Origin of the sequence: Streptomyces phaeochromogenes (assembly GCF_001418655.1) — a bacterium.
GTDB lineage: Bacteria > Actinomycetota > Actinomycetes > Streptomycetales > Streptomycetaceae > Streptomyces > Streptomyces phaeochromogenes.
The window spans coordinates 19320-37272 of sequence record NZ_LIQZ01000182.1 but is presented as its reverse complement, the minus strand read 5'-3'; the positions used below and the strand labels follow the sequence as shown (position 1 = coordinate 37272).

Sequence of the window (17953 nt, the reverse complement as noted above, 5' to 3'; positions counted from 1 at the left end):
GCAGGGGCGGCAGCTGTCACTGGAACTCCAGGAAGACCGTTTCGCCTTCGCCCTGAAGGCGGATGTCGAAACGGTACGTCCGGTTCGCGCCCTCGGCCGCGATCAGCGTGGCGCGCCGCTCGGCCGGCAGTGAGTCGAGCAGCGGGTCCGCGCCGTCGGCGAGGTACGCGCGGGTGAAGAGGTGGTGCGTCAGACCGCGCGCGAACACGCACACGCTGATGTATGGCAGCCCGGTGTTGCCCGGCGGCAGCGTGTGGAGCGCGTAGTGCCCGTCGGCGTCCGTGGGGACCCGCCCGTAGCCCGTGAAGTCGACGCCGTTGCGGCCCACGAACCCGCCCGTCGACGGGTCACGGCGCATCGAGCCGGGCGCGCCCGTCAGTGAGCCGTCGGGTGCCGCCTGCCAGAAGTCCAGGAGGGCGTCGGGGATCGGCGTGCCCGCGCCGTCGAACACGTACCCGTGCAGGGTGATCGCGTCGGAGTGGCCCTGCGGCGCCACCTCGGCGCCGCCCGGGAAGGGGAGCGCGTGGCCGTAGAACGGGCCGATGGTGTGGGACGGGGTGGGGAGAAGCTGCTCGGCCATGCTCAACGGCCTTCCTCGATCCAGGTGGCGGAGGGACCGTCGAGGACGATGTCCCATTCGTAGCCCATCGAGAACTCGGGCTGCGAGAGGTCGTGGTCGTAGGCGGCGATCAGCCGGTTCCGGGCCGCCTCGTCCGTCACGGACTGGAGGATCGGGTCGTACCGGAACAGCGGGTCGCTCGGGAAGTACATCTGCGTCACGAGCCGCTGGGTGAACGCCGTGCCGAACACCGAGAAGTGGATGTGCGCGGGCCGCCACGCGTTGGTGTGGTTGCCCCACGGGTACGGGCCCGGCTTGATCGTGGTGAACGAGTACCGGCCCTGATCATCCGTCAGGGTCCGCCCCACACCGGTGAAGTTGGGGTCGTGCGGCGCCGGGTGCTGCTCGCGCAGATGGGCGTACCGGCCGGCGGCGTTGGCCTGCCAGATCTCGACGAGCTGGCCGCGCACGGGACGGCCGTCGCGGTCGAGCAGCCGGCCCGAGACGGTCATGCGCTCGCCTATCGGCTCGCCCCGGTGCTGGAGGGTCAGATCGCTGTCGTGCTCGGTGATGTCGGTGACCCCGAACACCGGCCCCGACAGCTCGACCGCCTCCGGGTCGCCTCCGCTCACGGCGACCAGCGGCTGCTTGGGGTGGCGCAGGAGCGAGCTGCGGTACGGGGCGTAGTCGCGCCGCGGGTGGTTCAGGACCGGGGCGCCGCCCGCGACCGCCTTGTCGTACGTGTCCTGGAGATCCTTGATCTCGATGTCGATGTCCGACTGGGTGAGAGCCATGAGGGTTCCTAACGCTCCAGTACGAGGGCGAGGCCCTGGCCGACGCCGATGCAGAGGGTGGCGACGCCGACCCCGGAGCCCTTGCGGGCGAGCTGGTGCGCCACGGTCCCGGCGAGCCGGGCACCGGACGCGCCCAGCGGGTGGCCGAGCGCGATGGCACCGCCCTGCGGGTTGAGGACCGCCGGGTCGAACTCGGGCCACTCGGCGACACAGCCCAGGACCTGTGCGGCGAACGCCTCGTTCAGTTCAAGAGTTGACAGGTCGTCAAATCCCTTGCCCGCCTTGGCGAGTGCGCGGTTGACGGCCTCGACGGGGGCCAGTCCGAAGTAGTCCGGGTCGAGCGCGGAGACACCGGTCGCCGAGACGCGGGCGAGGGGTTCGCGGCCGGTGGCGCGCAGGCCCTCCTCGTCGACCAGGAGCAGGGCGGCGGCGCCGTCGTTCAGAGGTGACGCGTTCCCCGCGGTGACCGTGCCGTTCTCGGTGCGGAAGGACGGCTTGAGCCTGGCCATCGCCTCCAGCGACGTCGAGGCCCGTACGCATTCGTCGGCGCCGAAGGCCAGCGGGTCGCCCTTGCGCTGCGGGACCGGCACCGGCGCGAGCTCGGCGTCGAACAGGCCGTCGGCCTGGGCCCGGGCGGCCTTCTGGTGGCTGCCGAGCGCGTACTCGTCCTGCTGCTCGCGGCTGATCTTGTGCTTGTCGGCGATGAGTTCGGCGGACTCGCCCAGCGGGATGGTCCACTGCGGGTCCATCTTCGGGTTGACCATCCGCCAGCCCAGCGTGGTGGAGTACATCTCGGTGTGCCCGGAGGGGAAGGGCTTGTCGTTCTTGGGCAGCACATAGGGGGCGCGGCTCATCGACTCCACACCGCCGGCGAGGGCGACGTGGGCGTCCCCGACCGCGATGGCGCGGGCGGCCTGGATGACCGCTTCGAGACCGGAGGCGCACAGCCGGTTGACCGTCACGCCCGGTACGGAGGTGGGCAGCCCGGCCAGCAGTCCGGCCATGCGGGCGACGTTGCGGTTCTCCTCACCGGCGCCGTTCGCGTTGCCGAAGTACACGTCCTCGATCCGGGACGGGTCCAACTCCGGTGTGCGGGACAGGAGTTCACGGATGGCGTGCGCGGCCAGGTCGTCCGGACGGACGGATGCCAGCGCCCCGCTGTACTTGCCGAACGGGGTGCGGACCGCGTCGACGATGTAGACGTCCTTCACGACTGGATCTCCTCGGTGAGCTGGTCAGTGAGCTCGTCGGCGATACGGACCTTCGCGGCGGTCTTCGCCACGACCTCCTCGACGGTGACACCGGGCGCGGTCTCGACGAGCACCAAGCCCTCGTCGGTGACGTCCAGGACGCCGAGGTCGGTGATGACCCGGTTGACGCACGCCTTGCCGGTCAGCGGCAGCGCGCACTCCTGAAGGATCTTCGGCGAGCCGTCCTTGGCGGTGTGCGTCATCACCACGATCACCGTACGGGCGCCGTGGACGAGGTCCATCGCCCCGCCGATCCCGGTGATCATCTTGCCGGGGATGGCCCAGTTCGCCAGGTCCCCGCCCGCGGACACCTGCATCGCGCCCAGCACGGCGACATCGATGTGCCCGCCGCGGATCATCCCGAAGGAGAGCGACGAGTCGAAGTAGGAGGCGCCGGGCAGGACCGTGACGGTCTCCTTGCCCGCGTTGATCAGATCCGGGTCGACCTGCTCCTCGGTCGGATACGGGCCGGTGCCCAGGATCCCGTTCTCCGACTCCAGGATCACCTCCACGCCCGGCGGGAGGTAGTTGGGGATCAGCGTCGGCAGACCGATGCCGAGATTCACGTACTGGCGGTCGTGAAGCTCACGCGCGGCGCGGGCGGCCATCTCTTCCCTGCTCCAGGCCATCACGCACTCACCGTTCCCTCTGCGGCTCCCTTTGTGACGGGTGCCGAGACCGTCCGCTTCTCGATCAGCTTGGTGTTCGCCTGCTCGGGCGTGAGGGCGAGGACCCGCTGCACGAAGATGCCCGGCAGATGCACGGCGTCCGGGTCGATCTCGCCCGGCTCCACCAGCTCCTCCACCTCGGCGATCGTCAGCCGTCCGGCCATCGCGGCCAGCGGATTGAAGTTCCGGGTCGACTTGTTGAAGACGAGGTTCCCGTGCCGGTCGCCCTTGGCCGCCCGCACCAGCGCGAAGTCGGTACGGATCCCGTGCTCCAGCACATACTCCGTACCGTCGAACTCCCGCACCTCCTTGGGCGGCGAGGCGAGCGCCACCCCGCCGCTGCCGTCGTAGCGCCACGGCAGCCCGCCGTCCGCGACCTGCGTGCCGACCCCGGCCGGCGTGTAGAACGCGGGGATCCCGGCGCCACCGGCCCGCAGCCGCTCGGCCAGCGTGCCCTGCGGGATCATCTCCACCTCCAGCTCACCGGCCAGATACTGCCGCGCGAACTCCTTGTTCGCGCCGATGTAGGAGCCGGTCACCCGGGCGATGCGGCCCGCCGCCAGCAGTACCGCCAGGCCCGACTCCATCGCCCCGCAGTTGTTGGAGACCACGCCCAGGCCGGAGACCCCGCGCTCGTACAACGCCTCGATCAGCACGTTCGGCACACCGCTGAGCCCGAAACCGCCGACCGCCAGGGTCGCGCCGTCGGGCACATCGGCCACTGCCTCGGCGGCTGTGGCGACCACCTTGTCCATCTGCGAAGCCTCATCTCTGCCGAGCGTCAGCGGCCCGATTAGTCAGGGCACTGAGTATTTCTTCGAGGTTTCAAACACGCTGCCATTCGAACCCCGGACCGTCAAGACCCCGAGTGAATCCGCAGCTCAGAGTCTCGTCGAGCGGCGAGACAAAGAGAGCGCCTGCCCGGTATCGTTCAGTGCACCAACGAACAAGGAGGGCACATGGCCGCGGTGGATCTCTCCGCCCACCCCGGGCACCTGGCCCGGCGACTGCAGCAGGCGCACTACCTGCTCTGGAACACGATGGTCTCCGAGGAGATCACCTCACCCCAGTTCGCGGTCCTGAACGCGCTCGTCGCCGAACCGGGGCTCGACCAGCGCTCGGTGGGGGAGCGGGTCGGGCTCGACCGGTCCACCATCGCCGAGGTCATCAGCCGCCTGGGCCGGCGCGGACTGCTGGACAAGGTCCGCGACACCCAGGACGGTCGGCGCTTCCTGCTCCGCCTCACCGACGAGGGCGTGCGCGTCCACCGGAAGCTGACGGTACGGACGGCGCGGATGAACCAGGTCTTCCTGGCCCCGCTCTCCGGCGAGGAGCAGACCGTCTTCTTCGATCTGCTCCAGCGGGTGTCGGACGCGGCGGAGGGACTGCGCAACCCGGGCGCCCCGGTGGCTCCCCTCGTCACACAGCGCTGAGGACACAGCGCTGAGCCTCAGGCCTTCGCGAACACCACCCAGACCTGGCCCTCCGCGAAGTTCAGGGGACTGCCGTCCGTGGTCGTGAACTCCGTGCCGTCCTTGGCCGCCGGACGCTTCCAGCCGGCGTCGAAGACCTTGCCGTCACGCAGGACCTTCGCCGTCCCCGAGCCCACGGTGTTCGTGTACGGGGTGTTGTTGCCCAGGAAGTCGCGGAACGAGGACTTCCGGACGTTCACGTACTGCACGACGACCGTCGAGGCCGCCACCCGCTTGCCGTCCGTCGTCACCGTCGGACTGCCGTCCATCGACACCAGCCAGCGCTGCCGGTCCTGCGCCCAGTCGAAGGTGAAACGGGCCGCCGGGAAACGGACCGTACGCGAGCTCTCGGCCTTGCCGCCCGCGGGCGCCGCCCCGTACCGGAACCCCGTCGTCAGCGCGTCCGCTCCGGGCACGGACTTCAGGAGCCGCTCCGGGCGCAGATAGAGGTTGTGCGGCAAGGGCTTGTCCGACCCCCGGTAGTACGCCCCATCGTCGTCCTCCGGGGACACCGCGCGCAGCGGCGCCCTGTCGATCAGCGGCATCAGCTTGCCCTGCGCGCCCGAGAAGGCCAGCGTCGGCTCGTTGAACTGGCGCAGCAGCTCCAGATCGGACTCGCGGGCGCTGCGCACCGGGCCGATGGCCTTCGGCAGCTTCGTCGCGTACACCGCCATCAGCCGGCTGAGACCGCCCTCCACCTGCTCCGCGTACACGATGTCCGCGGCGTCCAGGCCCGTCTGCGGCCTGGCGGCGGGGACGTTGTCGATCTTCACGGCGAGCGGTGAGGGGGCGCGGGGTGCCACGCTCTCCGGGCTGCCGCTGTCCGTGCTGTCGGGGACGTCGCCGCGCCCGTCGTCGAGCCGGTTCCCGGCTGTCGTACAGCCCGACGCCAGGGCGGCGGCCACCGTGGCAGCCAGCAGTGCCGCCGTCATCGTGCGGCGCCGCCTGAGCGCCATCCGTCCCATGCCCACCGTTGCCACCAATTCTCGTATTGATGATTGTGTGCTTATCAGTTCATTGATGGCTTTACCCGCTCGGTTCTGATTGCGCGCGCTGATCGGCCGATCAGCGCAAGTTGATGACCGATCGATACATGCCGAGGGGCCCGGCGGAGACCGTCCGAGTACCCACATGAGCCCCGCCCACTGCCGTCCGGTCGGCGCCGATGAGTCCCGCGGTCAGGCCCGCGGTCCCAGGATGTCCGCCAGGTCGTAGCCGACCGGCTCCTCCAGCTGGGCGTACGTGCAGCTCTCGGGCGTACGGTCCGGGCGCCACCGGCGGAAGCGGGCCGTGTGCCGGAAGCGCTCGCCGTTCTCCATGTGCTCGTACGCCACCTCGCAGACCAGCTCCGGCCGCAGCGGCAGCCAGGAGAGGTCCTTCTTGCCGGTCCACCGGCTGGGCGCGCCCGGCATCCGTGCCGACTCGTGCGCCTCACCCTCCGTCCACGCCGCCCACGGATGCCCGGCGGCCGACTCCATCCGCAGCGGCTCCAGCTCCGCGATCAGCTCCTCACGCCGCTTCATCGTGAACGCCGCGCACACCCCCACGTGCTGCAACGTGCCATGGGCGTCGTACAGCCCGAGCAGCAGCGAACCGACGACCGGCCCGCTCTTGTGGAGCCGGTAGCCCGCGACGACGACATCCGCGGTGCGCTCGTGCTTGATCTTGTACATCAGGCGCTCGTCCTGCCCGTAGCGCAGCGCGAGCGGCTTGGCGACCACCCCGTCGAGGCCCGCACCCTCGTACTGCTCGAACCACCGCTGCGCCACCTCGATGTCCGTGGTCGCCGGGGCCACGTGGACGGGAGCCGTGGCGCCGGACAGCGCGGCCACCAGCAAGGCACGCCGATCACTCAGCGGCACGTCCAGCAGCGACTCGTCGGCGAGCGCGAGCAGGTCGAACGCCACGAACGACGCCGGATTCCGCTCGGAGAGCGTCTTCACGCGAGAGGCCGCCGGGTGGATGCGCTCGGTGAGCGCGTCGAAGTCGAGCCGCCCCTTGCGCGCGATCACGATCTCACCGTCGATCACGCACCGCTCCGGAAGCCGCTCCCGCAGTGCCTCCACCAACTCGGGGAAGTACCTGACCAGCGACTTCGTGCTGCGGCTGCCGATCTCGACCTCGTCCCCGTCCCGGAAAACGATCGCCCGGAACCCGTCCCACTTCGCCTCGTAGTGCATGTCCGGCGGAATCCTCGCCACGGACTTGGCGAGCATGGGCTTCACGGGTGGCATCACCGGCAGATCCATGGTCCGACTCTATGAGCCGTGAATGGTGCCCGCCTGATGAGCGTTACTCGCGCCGGATCACCAGCGAAGGTTGAGCGCGTGCCGTCGATCCTTGACCGCCCAGGTCGGGAGCGCGCCAGGGATACGAGAAGCGGGCGATCTACTCTGTCGCGGGAGGCCGGAACGGGACGGGCTCAGGCAACGCGGGGGCATCGGGTGGAGTGGGAGCTGGGAGCGGCCGGCCTTGCGGTCGGGATGCTGATCGCCGTGGTGACCGCGCCGGTCGGAGTGTCCGGCGCCGTGTTCCTGCTCCCCGTGCAGCTCAGCGTCTTCGCCGTGCCCAACCCGGCCGTCACGCCCACGAACCTGCTCTACAACGTGGTCGCGGGGCCCGGCGCCCTGCTGCGTTACCGACGCGACGGCACCCTGAAGGGCCCGCTCGTGCGCCGTATGGTGCTGGGCACCCTGCCCGGTGTGATCCTCGGAGCGGTCATCCGCGTGTTCGCCCTTCCGGGCCCGAACGTCTTCCGGCTTCTGGTGGCCGCTCTGATGCTGCCGCTCGGTACGTGGCTCATCGCCCGGACCCTCCGCCCCGCACTCCCGGAGGCACGACGCCCGGAGCCCGCGCCCCGGACGATCACCGGCCTGGCGCTCGCGGTCGGGGTCGTGGGTGGCATCTACGGCATCGGCGGCGGCTCGATCCTCGGCCCCATCCTCGTCGGCCGGGGTGTCCCCGTCTCCAAGGTCGCCCCCGCCGCGCTCGCCTCCACCTTCGCCACCTCCCTGGTCGGCGCCTCCACATACGCCGTGCTGTCCCTGGTCCGCAGCGGCAGCATCGCCCCCGACTGGTTCCTGGGCCTGGCCTGCGGACTGGGCGGTCTCATCGGCGGCTACCTCGGAGCACGCCTCCAGCCACGCATGCCCGAGACGTTCCTCCGCCTGCTGCTCGGCACCCTGGCCGCCGCACTCGGCACCCTCTACCTGTTCAACGCACTGCGCTGACCTGCTCGATCAGACTTCGCTGTCACGGGGCAGTGGCGTGTGACGGTGTGTGACCCCGCCCGGACCGGAGGTGGCTCGCCCTTCGTGGTGGCACGCGCCCTGATATGCGAGGTGTGCGCCATGCGCCTACCGTGGCTCGCATGGCAGACGCGGTGGAGCTGGAGGCGGCCGGGCGGAAGGTGCGGCTGTCCAGTCCGGGCAAGGTCTTCTTTCCGGAGCGTGGGTTCACCAAGCGGGACCTCGCCGAGTACTACATCGCCGTCGGTCCCGGCATCCTGCGTGCGCTGCGGAACCGGCCCACGACCCTGGAGCGGTACCCGGACGGCGTGACCGGCGAGTCGTTCTTCCAGAAGCGGGCGCCCAAGAACATGCCCGACTGGATTCCGACTGCCCACATCACCTTTCCCAGCGGACGCAGTGCCGACGAGATGTGCCCCACCGAGGTCGCCGCCGTCCTGTGGGCCGCCCAGTACGGCACGCTCACCTTCCACCCCTGGCCGGTACGCCGTGACGACGTCGACCGGCCCGACGAGCTCCGCATCGACCTCGACCCGCAACCGGGCACCGACTACGGCGACGCCGTCCGCGCCGCGCACGAACTGCGCGAGGTGCTCCACGAGTACGGGGATCTGCGCGGCTTTCCCAAGACGTCCGGAGGTCGCGGTCTGCACGTCTTCGTGCCGATCGAGCCCCGCTGGACCTTCACCCAGGTCCGCCGTGCCGCGATCGCCGTCGGACGCGAGCTGGAGCGGCGGATGCCGGAGCAGGTGACCACGGCCTGGTGGAAGGAGGAGCGGGGCGCGAAGATCTTCGTCGACTACAACCAGACGGCCCGTGACCGCACCATCGCCTCCGCCTACTCCGTACGCCCCCGCCCGCACGCCCCGGTGTCGGCGCCCCTCACCTGGGACGAGGTCCCCGACGCCGTACCCCGCGACTTCGACCTCGCGACCATGCCCGCGCGCTTCGCCCGACTCGGCGATGTGCACGCGGACATGGACGAGCATGCCTACTCCCTCGAAGCCCTGCTCGAACTCGCCAGCCGCGACGAACACGACCACGGCCTGGGCGATCTGCCGTACCCGCCCGAGTACCCGAAGATGCCGGGTGAGCCCAAGCGGGTACAGCCCAGCAGGGCCAGGAACAAGAAGGAGAACGGCCCTACAGCTCCCTGATCACAGCTTCTTCAACTCCTTGATCACAGCTCCTTTATCCTGATGTCCCGGTACGAGACGACATCCGTCGTGCCGTGCACCTGCAGTCCGAGATAGCCGGAGGCGAACCGTCGCCCGTCCGTGCCCGGGTCGTCCGAGCGTGGCGGGGTGAAGTCCTGGCCACCGGTGTTGTCGAACTCGTTGATCAGCACACCATTGCGGTAGATCGAGTAGTGCTGGTCCACCACACGGATCTCGTAGTCGTTCCAGGTGCCCTTCTGGGTGACACCGGCCCCGGCCAGACCCACGCGGTCGAAGCCGTAGATCGAACCGCTCTTGTACATGTCGCCGGTTGGGCTGTCGAACGCCTGGATCTCGTGCCCGTACTTGATGGCGACCCACTCGGGCCGGGACTCCTCGGGGTGGTTGTGGACTCCCGGGAACCGCACGAACACACCGGAGTTGGCGTTGCCCGTGCCCGGCGCGTCGTCACGCCACTGGAGCTTCAGCGAGAAGTCCCCGTACTTGCGCTCGGGGAACCACAGCATGCCGAGACCGGCCTTCGACGTGCCCGAGGTGATGGTCCCGTCGGCGTTCAGGCCGAACGAACCGCCGCCCACGTGCTGCCACTTGGCGAACGACGCCGGCGTACCGTCGAGGATCGTCCGGTAGCCCTCGGTCTGGCCGGGCTTGCCGATGCCCGACTGCTTGGCCGCCTTGTTGATCAGGTTGTACTCGCGCTGGACGACGACACCTTCCTTGAGGAGGGCGTCCAGGACCGTCGTCACGTGCTTGAGGAACAGCGCGTGGGACGTCCACTCCTTCTCGTCCTCGATCAACTCGTTGATGCGGCAACGGCTGTTGGTGATCCGGTTCGGCACGCCCGAGTCGATCGTGCCGACGATGACCGTCAACCGCTCGTCGTACTCGGCACAGTTGGGCGCCGGCACGCCACCGCCCGGGGCGACCGTGAAGCTCACGGACCGGGCGTCGGAGGTGTTGCCCGCCTTGTCGCGCGCGCGGTACGCCACGGTGTGCGCGCCCACGCGGTCGACCACCACGGGAGTGGTGTAGGCGAGGTAGGGCCCGCCGTCGAGCGAGTACTCGATCGCCTCGACCCCCGAACCGTGCGCGTCCGACGCGGTCACCGTCACCTTGGCGTTGTTGATGTACGCCCCGGACGAGTTCTTCGTGCCGTCGACGCTCACGCCGGTCACCGGGGGAGTCTTGTCCTCCTCGGGCGGTGCGACGACGGTGAACGAGACGGACTTCTCGGCCGCCGCGTTGCCCGCCTTGTCCGTGGCCCGGAAGCGCACCTTGTGGGTGCCCACCTCGTGGACCATGACCGGGGCGGTGTACGGCTGCCAGGCACCCGCGTCACCGATCGCGTACTCGATGGTGTTGACGCCGGAACCGGTGTCGGAGGCCGTCACCGTGACGGTCGCCATGGAGAGGTACTCCCCTTGCGGGTTCTGCTCACCGGTCACGGAGGCCGAGGTCTCCGGGGGAGTGGTGTCGTCCGTCGGCTTGGCCACCACCGTGAACGACTCCGCCTTCTCGGCGGCCATGTTCCCGGCCTTGTCGAGCGCCCGGTAGCGGACCTTGTGGGCGCCGACCTGATCGACCACCACCGGTGTGGTGTACGGCTGCCAGGCACCCGCGTCACCGATCGCGTACTCGATCCGTTCCACACCCGAACCGGCGTCCGTCGCGCTGAGCGTCACGGTCGCCGAACCGACGTACGCGCCGTCCGCGTTCTGCGTACCGCTCACGTCCGCCGCGGTCTCCGGCGCCGTGGTGTCCTCACCGGTCCCCTCGGTGACCACGAGGATGCCCTGCATCTGGCCGTGGCCGGGGATGGTGCAGAAGTAGCGGTACCGGCCGGGAGTGAGTGTCACCTCGGCCGTGTACTTGCCGCCCTGGTCGTCGTTCGGGCTGGCCAGGATGTTCAGCGGTACGTCGTTCTGATACTCCGGGTCGGACACGTCGAACGTCAACGTGTGCGGCATTCCCATGGTGTTGCCGGTCGCCCTGCTGTTCTCGAAGACGATCGTCGTGGGGCCCGCGACCGCCGTGGTGGGGGCGGACGCGTACTTGGTGATGTCGTCGCCGGCCGTCCACGTGAGTGTCTGCGCGGCGGCTGCCGCGCCGGCCGGAGCGCCGTCGGTCTGGCCGGACGCCGAGGTGGACGCGAGCCCGAGCACCATCAGCAGCGACGCCACGAGCGCCACCCACAGTCGTCCAGTTCTTCGCCTTCGCATGCCCGTCACGCTTGTCACTGCGCCTCCCTGGCCAGCTGATCGGCGGCAGGCGTGGGGCCACCGCCCTTGTACGTCACCTGCCACAGCGCGGACTTGGAGTCCGACGTGAAGAAGCCGCGCCCGTAGTCGAGGACGTACAGCGTGCCGTCGGGGCCGAACTTCCAGTCCATGAGGTTCTTGATGCCGTCGTTGCCGATGGGAATGATCTTCTTCAGCGACTCGGCGTGCACCGGAATGCCGCCCTGCCCGGCCGTCTTGGGGTCGAGCAGCACCGCGTGCCGCGGCTGGTCGGCGTCGTAGAAGTCACCGACGAACCACTTGCCGTCCCAGTACGAGGGCCACTTGGCGTCGCTCGCGGTCGTGGCGTCGTACCGGTAGACCGGCCCGTCCATGGCCGCCTGGCCGCCGCCCTTCAGCCACGGCAGCAGGAACTTCTGGTCCTCCGCCTTGTACGACGGGATGCCGTTGGCGTCCCGCGGGAAGTCCGGGCCGCCGCCCTGGGGCGAGTACCAGATGGTGTTGGAGGTGACCGGCGGCAGGTTGACCAGGCCGTCGTTGTTGGGCGACTCGTTCTTCGGCGCGTCGCAGTTGTACCAGCCGAGCGGCTGGTTGGGGTCGGGCAGGTTGCGGTCCCGGTAGGGCTGCTTGTTGCCCATGCAGTACGGCCAGCCGTGGTTGCCCGGCTTGGTGATCGCGGCGAACGTGTCGTACTTCGCCGGACCCCAGGTCGTCGACGGCGCCGAGGCGTCCGGGCCGACCCAGCCCGCGTACAGGGTGTCGGTCTTCTTGTCGATGGAGATGCGTGCCGGGTTCCTGACACCCATCACATAGATCTCGCCGCGCGTCTTGCCGCCGCCCTCGGCGGTCTCCTTGCCCGTGAAGAGGTTCCCCTCGGGCAGGGTGTACGTGCCGTCCTGCTCCGGGTGGATGCGCAGGATCTTGCCGTTGAGGTTGTTGGTGTTGCCCGCCGTGCGGCGCGCGTCGGCGAAGGAGACGCCCTTGTAGTTCGGCTGCGGGTTGTTGCCCGAGTAACCGCTGCTGAAGCCACTGGAGTTGTTGTCGCCGGTCGCGACGTAGAGGTTGCCCTTCGAGTCCCACGCCATGCCGCCGCCCGAGTGGCAGCAGCTGTGGATCTGGACGGGCCACTTCAGCAGGACCTTCTCGCTGGACATGTCCAGCTTGCCCGTGGTCGAGCTGAGGGTGAAGCGGGAGACGTAGCGCTCGGCCATCCGGGTGTCGCGGTTGATCCGGGAGTGGGGTGTGTAGTGCAGATACACCCAGCCGTTCTCCTCGAACCGCGGGTCCAACTCGATGCCCAGCAGGCCCTCTTCGACCTTGATGAGCTCGTCGCCGCCGCCCTTGTTGCCGAAGACGGTGAGCGCGCCGGCCAGCGTGACCTTCTTGGTCTTCGGGTCGTAGACGTGGATCTCGCCCTTGCCCTTGCCGATGTCCGGGTTGGCCCAGTCCGTCACGACGGGCTGCGAGGAGTCGGCGCCGCCCCGGCCGATGTAGAGCACGCGGCCGTCGGGCGCGGTGACCAGCCCGTGCGGCTCGCCGATCTGGTCGTTCTGGCCCGGCTGGTTGGGCTGGGTCAGGCGCTCCGCCTTGTAGTTGGCGTTGATCGTGGCCTTGCAGTCGGCCTGCGCGATACGGGTCGTCCAGTTCAGGGCCCCGCGCAGATGGGCGCGGAAGTCCGTCTCGTCGTACGAGGAGACCGTGCCGCCCATGCCGGTGTAGAAGGACCGGCCGCCGTCGTAGTCACGGCACCAGGACACCGGGTGGTCCGCGCCGTTCTTGCTGTCGCCCGGCTGGTACGTCGACTCGCGGACGCGGGCCACCGTGTGCACGTCGCCGGACGGGTTCTTGACCCAGTTCAGCCACTGGTCGGGGCGCTTCCACTGGAGCGGAAGGTCCTTGGTGGCCGGGTGCCGGCGGTCACCGACCTCAACGGTCGCGCGCTGTACGGCGGTTGGGCTGCCGGCCGCCGGACGGGCGCCGACGAGTCCCGAGAACCAGTCCGAGTAGGGCTCGGCGCGGGCCGCGTCATGGATGCCGAGGAAACCGCCGCCCGCCTCCATGTACGCCTCGAGGCCGGACTCCTGCTCCGGTTCGAGGATGTCACCGCCGCCGGTCAGGAAGACGACGGCGTTGAAGCGGCTGAGCTTCGTGTCGTTGGTGAAGACCGAGGCGTCGTCCGTGGCCGTCACGCTGAACCGTTGTGCCGCCGGCCCCGTCAGACCAATGTCCTCGATCGCCTCGATCCCGGCGTTGACGACGGGCGACTCCTCGCCGTTCGCCGCGGATCCGTGGAAGATCAGCACGCGTACGTTGGCGCCGCCGGGCGGCGACTTGATCGACATCGTTGTCAGCGCCGGGTCGGGTGCCTGGCGCGCGCTCGCGGCCGGCCCCGAGAGGACGCCCGCGGTGACGACTCCGGCGGCCAGCGCGGCCGCCCAGCCTCTCCGTCTACCTCTGCTCAACCCTCGTACGGTCAAGGGCTTTTGATGCGGTGTGAACCGCATGTGGTCACCCACCCCTCTGCTTCCTTTAGGGCTCGGTTCGCCGCCGGGGCGCTACAGCCTGGGTCCCTTTGGCTCACTCGCGTCACAGCAACAGCGCCATGGAAGCTAGACCTTTTCGTGGAACTCGCCAATAGGTACGACCGGGATCGCACGAACTTTGTCCTGAGTGTGGATAAACGGACGCGATGCCACTACCGTCTCCCGGGTTCGTCTCTGTCACTCGGTCCTTCAATTCCGTCAATTCCGTTGATTCCGCACCCAGTTGGGGGAGTTCGGCATGGGCACCACGGACGACATGGACAGACGCGGCCTCAGCCGGCGGATGGTGCTGGGCGGGGCCGCGGTGGCCACGGTCGCGACATCGTTGTCGCTCGTAGCGGCGCAGGACGCCACCTCCGCGGACAGTCCGGTCCGGACCGCGCCCGCGGGCGGCGAGGTGAAGCACCTCAAGCTCTACATCGAGAAGCTCGCCGACGGATCGATGGGCTACGGCTTCGAGAAGGGCAAGGCCTCGATCCCCGGCCCGCTGATCGAGCTCAACGAGGGCGACACCGCCCACATCGAGGTCGAGAACACCATGGACGTGGCGGCGAGTCTGCACGTCCACGGCGTGGACTACGAGATCTCCAGCGACGGCACGAAGCTGAGCAGGTCCCAGGTCGAACCGGGCGACACCCGTACGTACACCTGGCGCACCCACGCCCCCGGCCGCCGCAAGGACGGCACCTGGCGGGCGGGCAGCGCGGGCTACTGGCACTACCACGACCACGTCGTCGGCACCGAACACGGCACGGTCGGCCTCCGCAAGGGCCTCTACGGTCCTGTGATCGTCCGCCGCAAGGGCGACATCCTCCCCGACAAGACGCACACGATCGTCTTCAACGACATGACGATCAACAACAAGCCCGGCCACCAGAGCCCCAACTTCGAGGCCACGGTGGGCGATCGGGTCGAGTTCGTGATGATCACACACGGGGAGTACTACCACACGTTCCATGTGCACGGTCATCGCTGGGCGGACAACCGCACCGGGCTGCTGACCGGCCCCGACGACCCGAGCCAGGTCATCGACAACAAGATCGTGGGGCCCGCCGACTCGTTCGGCTTCCAGGTCATCGCCGGGGAGGGCGTCGGCGCCGGGGCGTGGATGTACCACTGCCACGTCCAGAGCCATTCCGACATGGGGATGGCGGGCCTGTTCCTGGTGAAGAAGACGGACGGGACGATCCCGGGGTACGAGCCGCACGAGCCGCACGAGCACTGACGGCTCCGCCGGCGGGCCGGTTGGTGTCTGCGGGGTGGATGTGGCCGGTCGCGCAGTTCCTCGCGTCCCTTCGGGGCGCCGGCAAGGCAGTTCTCAGGGATTCTTGGGCAAGCGCATTCGACCATTCGAAAAGGGAGCGCTCTCAATGACGCGTCGTACGGCGGCTATCCTGATCCGCAAACGCCGCCCTGAGGAGCCCCGAGGTGTCCGAGCAGTCGACAGAGCCCCGTCCGACACTGGAGGCCGTGGCCGCCAGGGCCGGAGTGTCCCGGGCCACCGTGTCGCGTGTCGTCAACGGCGGTGACGGTGTGCGGGAGCCCCTGGTCGAGCGGGTCAGGCAGGCCGTCGAGGAACTCGGCTACGTGCCCAACCAGGCCGCGCGCAGCCTCGTGACCCGGCGGCACGACGCCGTCGCCGTGGTGATCGCCGAACCGGAGACCAAGGTCTTCGCCGACCCCTTCTTCGCGCTTCAGCTCCGCGGCATCAGCAAGGAACTGACGGCTCACGACTCGCAGCTCGTGCTGCTGCTCACGGAGGGGCGCGCCGACCACGCGCGCGTGGGCCGCTATCTCGCCGGCGGCCATGTCGACGGCGCGCTCGTCTTCTCCCTGCACCTCGACGACCCGCTGCCCGGCCTCATCCACGGGGTGCCGACGGTGTACGGCGGGCGGCCCGGCTGGATCGACGGCTCGCGCGGCGCGGTGTACGTCGACTGCGACAACCGGGGCGGCGCCCGCGAGGCCGTACGTCATCTCGTCGGGCTGGGCCGCCGGAACATCGCCCACATCACCGGCGCCCTCGACCAGACCTCGGCGGTCGACCGGCTCGACGGGTTCCGGGACGTGATGGTGGACGCCGACCCGAAGCTGATCGCCGAGGGCGACTTCACCCCCGGGGGCGGTGAGCGTGCGATGCGGGAACTCCTCGACCGCTGCCCCGACCTGGACGCGGTGTTCGCCGCCAACGACCTCACGGCGGTGGGCGCCATGCGGGTCCTGCGCGAGCGGGGGCGGCGGGTGCCCGAGGACGTCGCGGTGGTCGGCTTCGACGACATGCTGCCGTTCACCGAGCAGGCCGACCCACCGCTCACGACGGTCCGGCAGGACATAGAGGAGATGGGTCGGCTGATGGCGCGGTTGCTGTTGCGGGGGCTCGACCGGACCTCCTCCGCGTCGGCCTCCGGCGGGTTGGCGGGGGCGCCGTCCAGTGTCGTTCTGCCGACGACACTGGTTCGGCGGGCCTCGGCGTAGGGCTCCGCGGGTTGGCGCGGGATCAGCTGTGTTCTGGGTGCGGGTCGGTGTGCGTTGCTCGCGCAGTTCCCCGCGCCCCTGATGGGGCGCCCTCCGCTACGAGCCGACCGTCACCGTGAAGCGGCGTGGGTTGCCGTCGTGGGCCGCGCCCGATACGTCGGGCTGGCCGTCGGGGCGTACGTCGTCGTACGGGAAGGCGTAGCCGATGGGCGAGTTGGCGTGGACGACGCGCGACCAGTGGTTGACGGCCGAGCCCTTGTAGTAGTCGGCGGTGGTCGTGCCGTTGGGCTGGGTGGGGTGGGTGAGCATGATCGAGCGGTTGAAGCCGGCGGCGAGGCGGGCGAGGAGGGCCTTCTTGTCGTCGGAGTCGCCCGGGTTGTTGGCGAACGGCCCGTGGTTGCAGGTGAAGATGTCCTTCGACGTGGGCTTGGCGAAGGTGTGGCCGCCCGCGAAGGTGAGCGTGTCACCGCTGACCCGGCCGGTGAGCGTGCCCCGGCCGCCCTGGAGGTCGATCTTCAGGTCGGTCGAGCGGTACTTCGCCCACACCTCGTCGATGTAGCTGTTCCAGAGGTCGCGGAACGGCATCTCGGCGGGCCGGTCGAAGTACGGGGCCATCAGGTTCTGCGGGGAGATCACCCGCAGTACGGAGCCGCCGTCGCCGCGGATCACCAGCTTGTCCCAGGGCTGGCCGTCCCTGGCCGCCTGTGCCGTGAGGTCGGAGGCGATCCGGTCGACGGCGCCGTCGGGCAGGGGCGCGACCGTGTGCGTGGTGTCGCCCTCCAGGGTCAGGCCGATCGGGAGGGCGGTGACCAGATCGACGTAGCTGATGTTGGCGTACAGCTGCTGGGTGTTGAACGTGAACTCGCAGAACGACCAGGTCTTGCCGTAGTTCGAGTCGCCGGGCGTGGCGAACGCGGGCTCCACGAGCGCGGGGCCCGGGTTGAGGAAGAAGTTGAGCGTGCTGTCCCGGACGAAGTAGACACGGGCGCCGAACATCTGAGGCAGCGTCAGGACCTTCGGGGCCGAGCCGGCGGCGCCGAGCGGGATGGCGCAGTCGACGGGCAGCGGGGTCTGCGGCGCCGAGGGGGAGGTGGGCCGGTAGACGCTGCCGTCGGCCCGCAGCAGCACCCAGTTGCCGGTCGCCTGCTCGTGCCCGGTGACGTACGCGCGGACCGTGCCCGGCAACGAGGCGTTCGTGAGGGCGAGTTCACATGTGGCGGGGGCCGCCTCGGCGGTGGGGCTGAGAGCGCTTCCCCAGACGGGGTAACTTGCGGTGGCTCCGACGGCTGCGGCTCCGGACAGGAACGCTCTGCGTGAGATCACGGAAGTCTCCTGGGATGTGGGGGGAGGCAGGGGGACGGGCCGACCTGTGGGGGATCGGCGCCCTGCGGTGCACCACTGTTCCCAGGGGGAGTTGGGGCGTCAAGGGTTATGACTGAGAGCGCTCTCGAAATCTGCTTGCGTTCAGAAGTTGACGGCGAAGTTGATGGCGAAGTTGACGGTCCGGTGGCCGGGTCCCGATCGTGGGG

Annotated in this window: 15 protein-coding genes; 5 read left to right on the top strand and 10 right to left on the bottom strand. The window is 69.5% G+C overall.

The genetic code is table 11. The features are described 5' to 3' along the window. Window positions 1-16: 16 nt before the first annotated feature. The 5 genes from pcaG to AOK17_RS24605 are packed head-to-tail and all read right to left on the bottom strand — an operon-like array spanning window position 17 to window position 4026. On the bottom strand, window positions 17-580 hold the full coding sequence (gene pcaG / locus AOK17_RS24625; RefSeq protein WP_055614725.1) for a protocatechuate 3,4-dioxygenase subunit alpha: 564 nt from the start codon (window positions 578-580) through the stop codon (window positions 17-19). A 2-nt stretch (window positions 581-582) separates the two neighbouring features. Then, window positions 583-1353, bottom strand: a complete 771-nt coding sequence (pcaH, locus tag AOK17_RS24620; RefSeq protein ID WP_055614724.1) for a protocatechuate 3,4-dioxygenase subunit beta — start codon at window positions 1351-1353, stop codon at window positions 583-585. 8 nt (window positions 1354-1361) lie between these two features. Then, complete coding sequence (locus tag AOK17_RS24615) at window positions 1362-2564, bottom strand: thiolase family protein (protein ID WP_055614723.1); 1203 nt, start codon at window positions 2562-2564, stop codon at window positions 1362-1364. After that, entirely contained in the window at window positions 2561-3232 is a 672-nt protein-coding gene (locus AOK17_RS24610; protein ID WP_055614722.1) for a CoA transferase subunit B, read from the bottom strand. The genes AOK17_RS24615 and AOK17_RS24610 overlap by 4 nt, the downstream gene beginning before the upstream one ends. Continuing rightward, a complete protein-coding gene (locus AOK17_RS24605; protein ID WP_055614721.1) occupies window positions 3232-4026 on the bottom strand; it encodes a CoA transferase subunit A in 795 nt (264 codons plus the stop codon). Before AOK17_RS24605 ends, AOK17_RS24610 begins: the two co-directional genes overlap by 1 nt. Before the next feature lie 204 nt (window positions 4027-4230). On the opposite strand from AOK17_RS24605, the gene AOK17_RS24600 reads away from it, so the two are divergent. After that, window positions 4231-4704: a MarR family winged helix-turn-helix transcriptional regulator gene (locus tag AOK17_RS24600; RefSeq protein WP_055614720.1), complete on the top strand. Its 474-nt coding sequence runs from the start codon at window positions 4231-4233 to the stop codon at window positions 4702-4704. A gap of 17 nt (window positions 4705-4721) precedes the next feature. Here AOK17_RS24600 and AOK17_RS24595 read toward each other — a convergent pair whose 3' ends face one another. Then, a complete protein-coding gene (locus AOK17_RS24595) occupies window positions 4722-5708 on the bottom strand; it encodes a DUF3048 domain-containing protein (RefSeq protein ID WP_055614719.1) in 987 nt (328 codons plus the stop codon). Between the two features lie 213 nt (window positions 5709-5921). Continuing rightward, entirely contained in the window at window positions 5922-6992 is a 1071-nt protein-coding gene (locus tag AOK17_RS24590; protein WP_055614718.1) for an ATP-dependent DNA ligase, read from the bottom strand. Window positions 6993-7187: 195 nt separating this feature from the next. Between AOK17_RS24590 and AOK17_RS24585 the strand changes: the two genes are divergently transcribed. Then, window positions 7188-7973, top strand: a complete 786-nt coding sequence (locus tag AOK17_RS24585) for a sulfite exporter TauE/SafE family protein (protein WP_055614717.1) — start codon at window positions 7188-7190, stop codon at window positions 7971-7973. Between the two features lie 140 nt (window positions 7974-8113). Further along, on the top strand, window positions 8114-9148 hold the full coding sequence (gene ligD, locus AOK17_RS24580) for a non-homologous end-joining DNA ligase (protein WP_055614716.1): 1035 nt from the start codon (window positions 8114-8116) through the stop codon (window positions 9146-9148). A gap of 23 nt (window positions 9149-9171) precedes the next feature. Here ligD and AOK17_RS24575 read toward each other — a convergent pair whose 3' ends face one another. Next, complete coding sequence (locus AOK17_RS24575) at window positions 9172-11388, bottom strand: OmpL47-type beta-barrel domain-containing protein (protein ID WP_206190820.1); 2217 nt, start codon at window positions 11386-11388, stop codon at window positions 9172-9174. Window positions 11389-11402: 14 nt separating this feature from the next. Beyond that, complete coding sequence (locus tag AOK17_RS24570; RefSeq protein WP_079053263.1) at window positions 11403-13832, bottom strand: ThuA domain-containing protein; 2430 nt, start codon at window positions 13830-13832, stop codon at window positions 11403-11405. A gap of 373 nt (window positions 13833-14205) precedes the next feature. Here AOK17_RS24570 and AOK17_RS24565 point away from each other — a divergent pair, with 373 nt between their 5' ends. After that, window positions 14206-15174 (top strand): multicopper oxidase domain-containing protein, encoded by a 969-nt coding sequence (locus AOK17_RS24565; RefSeq protein ID WP_055614771.1) that lies wholly within the window; start codon window positions 14206-14208, stop codon window positions 15172-15174. A gap of 203 nt (window positions 15175-15377) precedes the next feature. Then, window positions 15378-16424, top strand: a complete 1047-nt coding sequence (locus AOK17_RS24560; protein ID WP_055614714.1) for a LacI family DNA-binding transcriptional regulator — start codon at window positions 15378-15380, stop codon at window positions 16422-16424. A 96-nt stretch (window positions 16425-16520) separates the two neighbouring features. Here AOK17_RS24560 and AOK17_RS24555 read toward each other — a convergent pair whose 3' ends face one another. Beyond that, complete coding sequence (locus tag AOK17_RS24555) at window positions 16521-17747, bottom strand: glycoside hydrolase family 64 protein (protein WP_055614713.1); 1227 nt, start codon at window positions 17745-17747, stop codon at window positions 16521-16523. Between the last annotated feature and the right edge of the window lie 206 nt (window positions 17748-17953).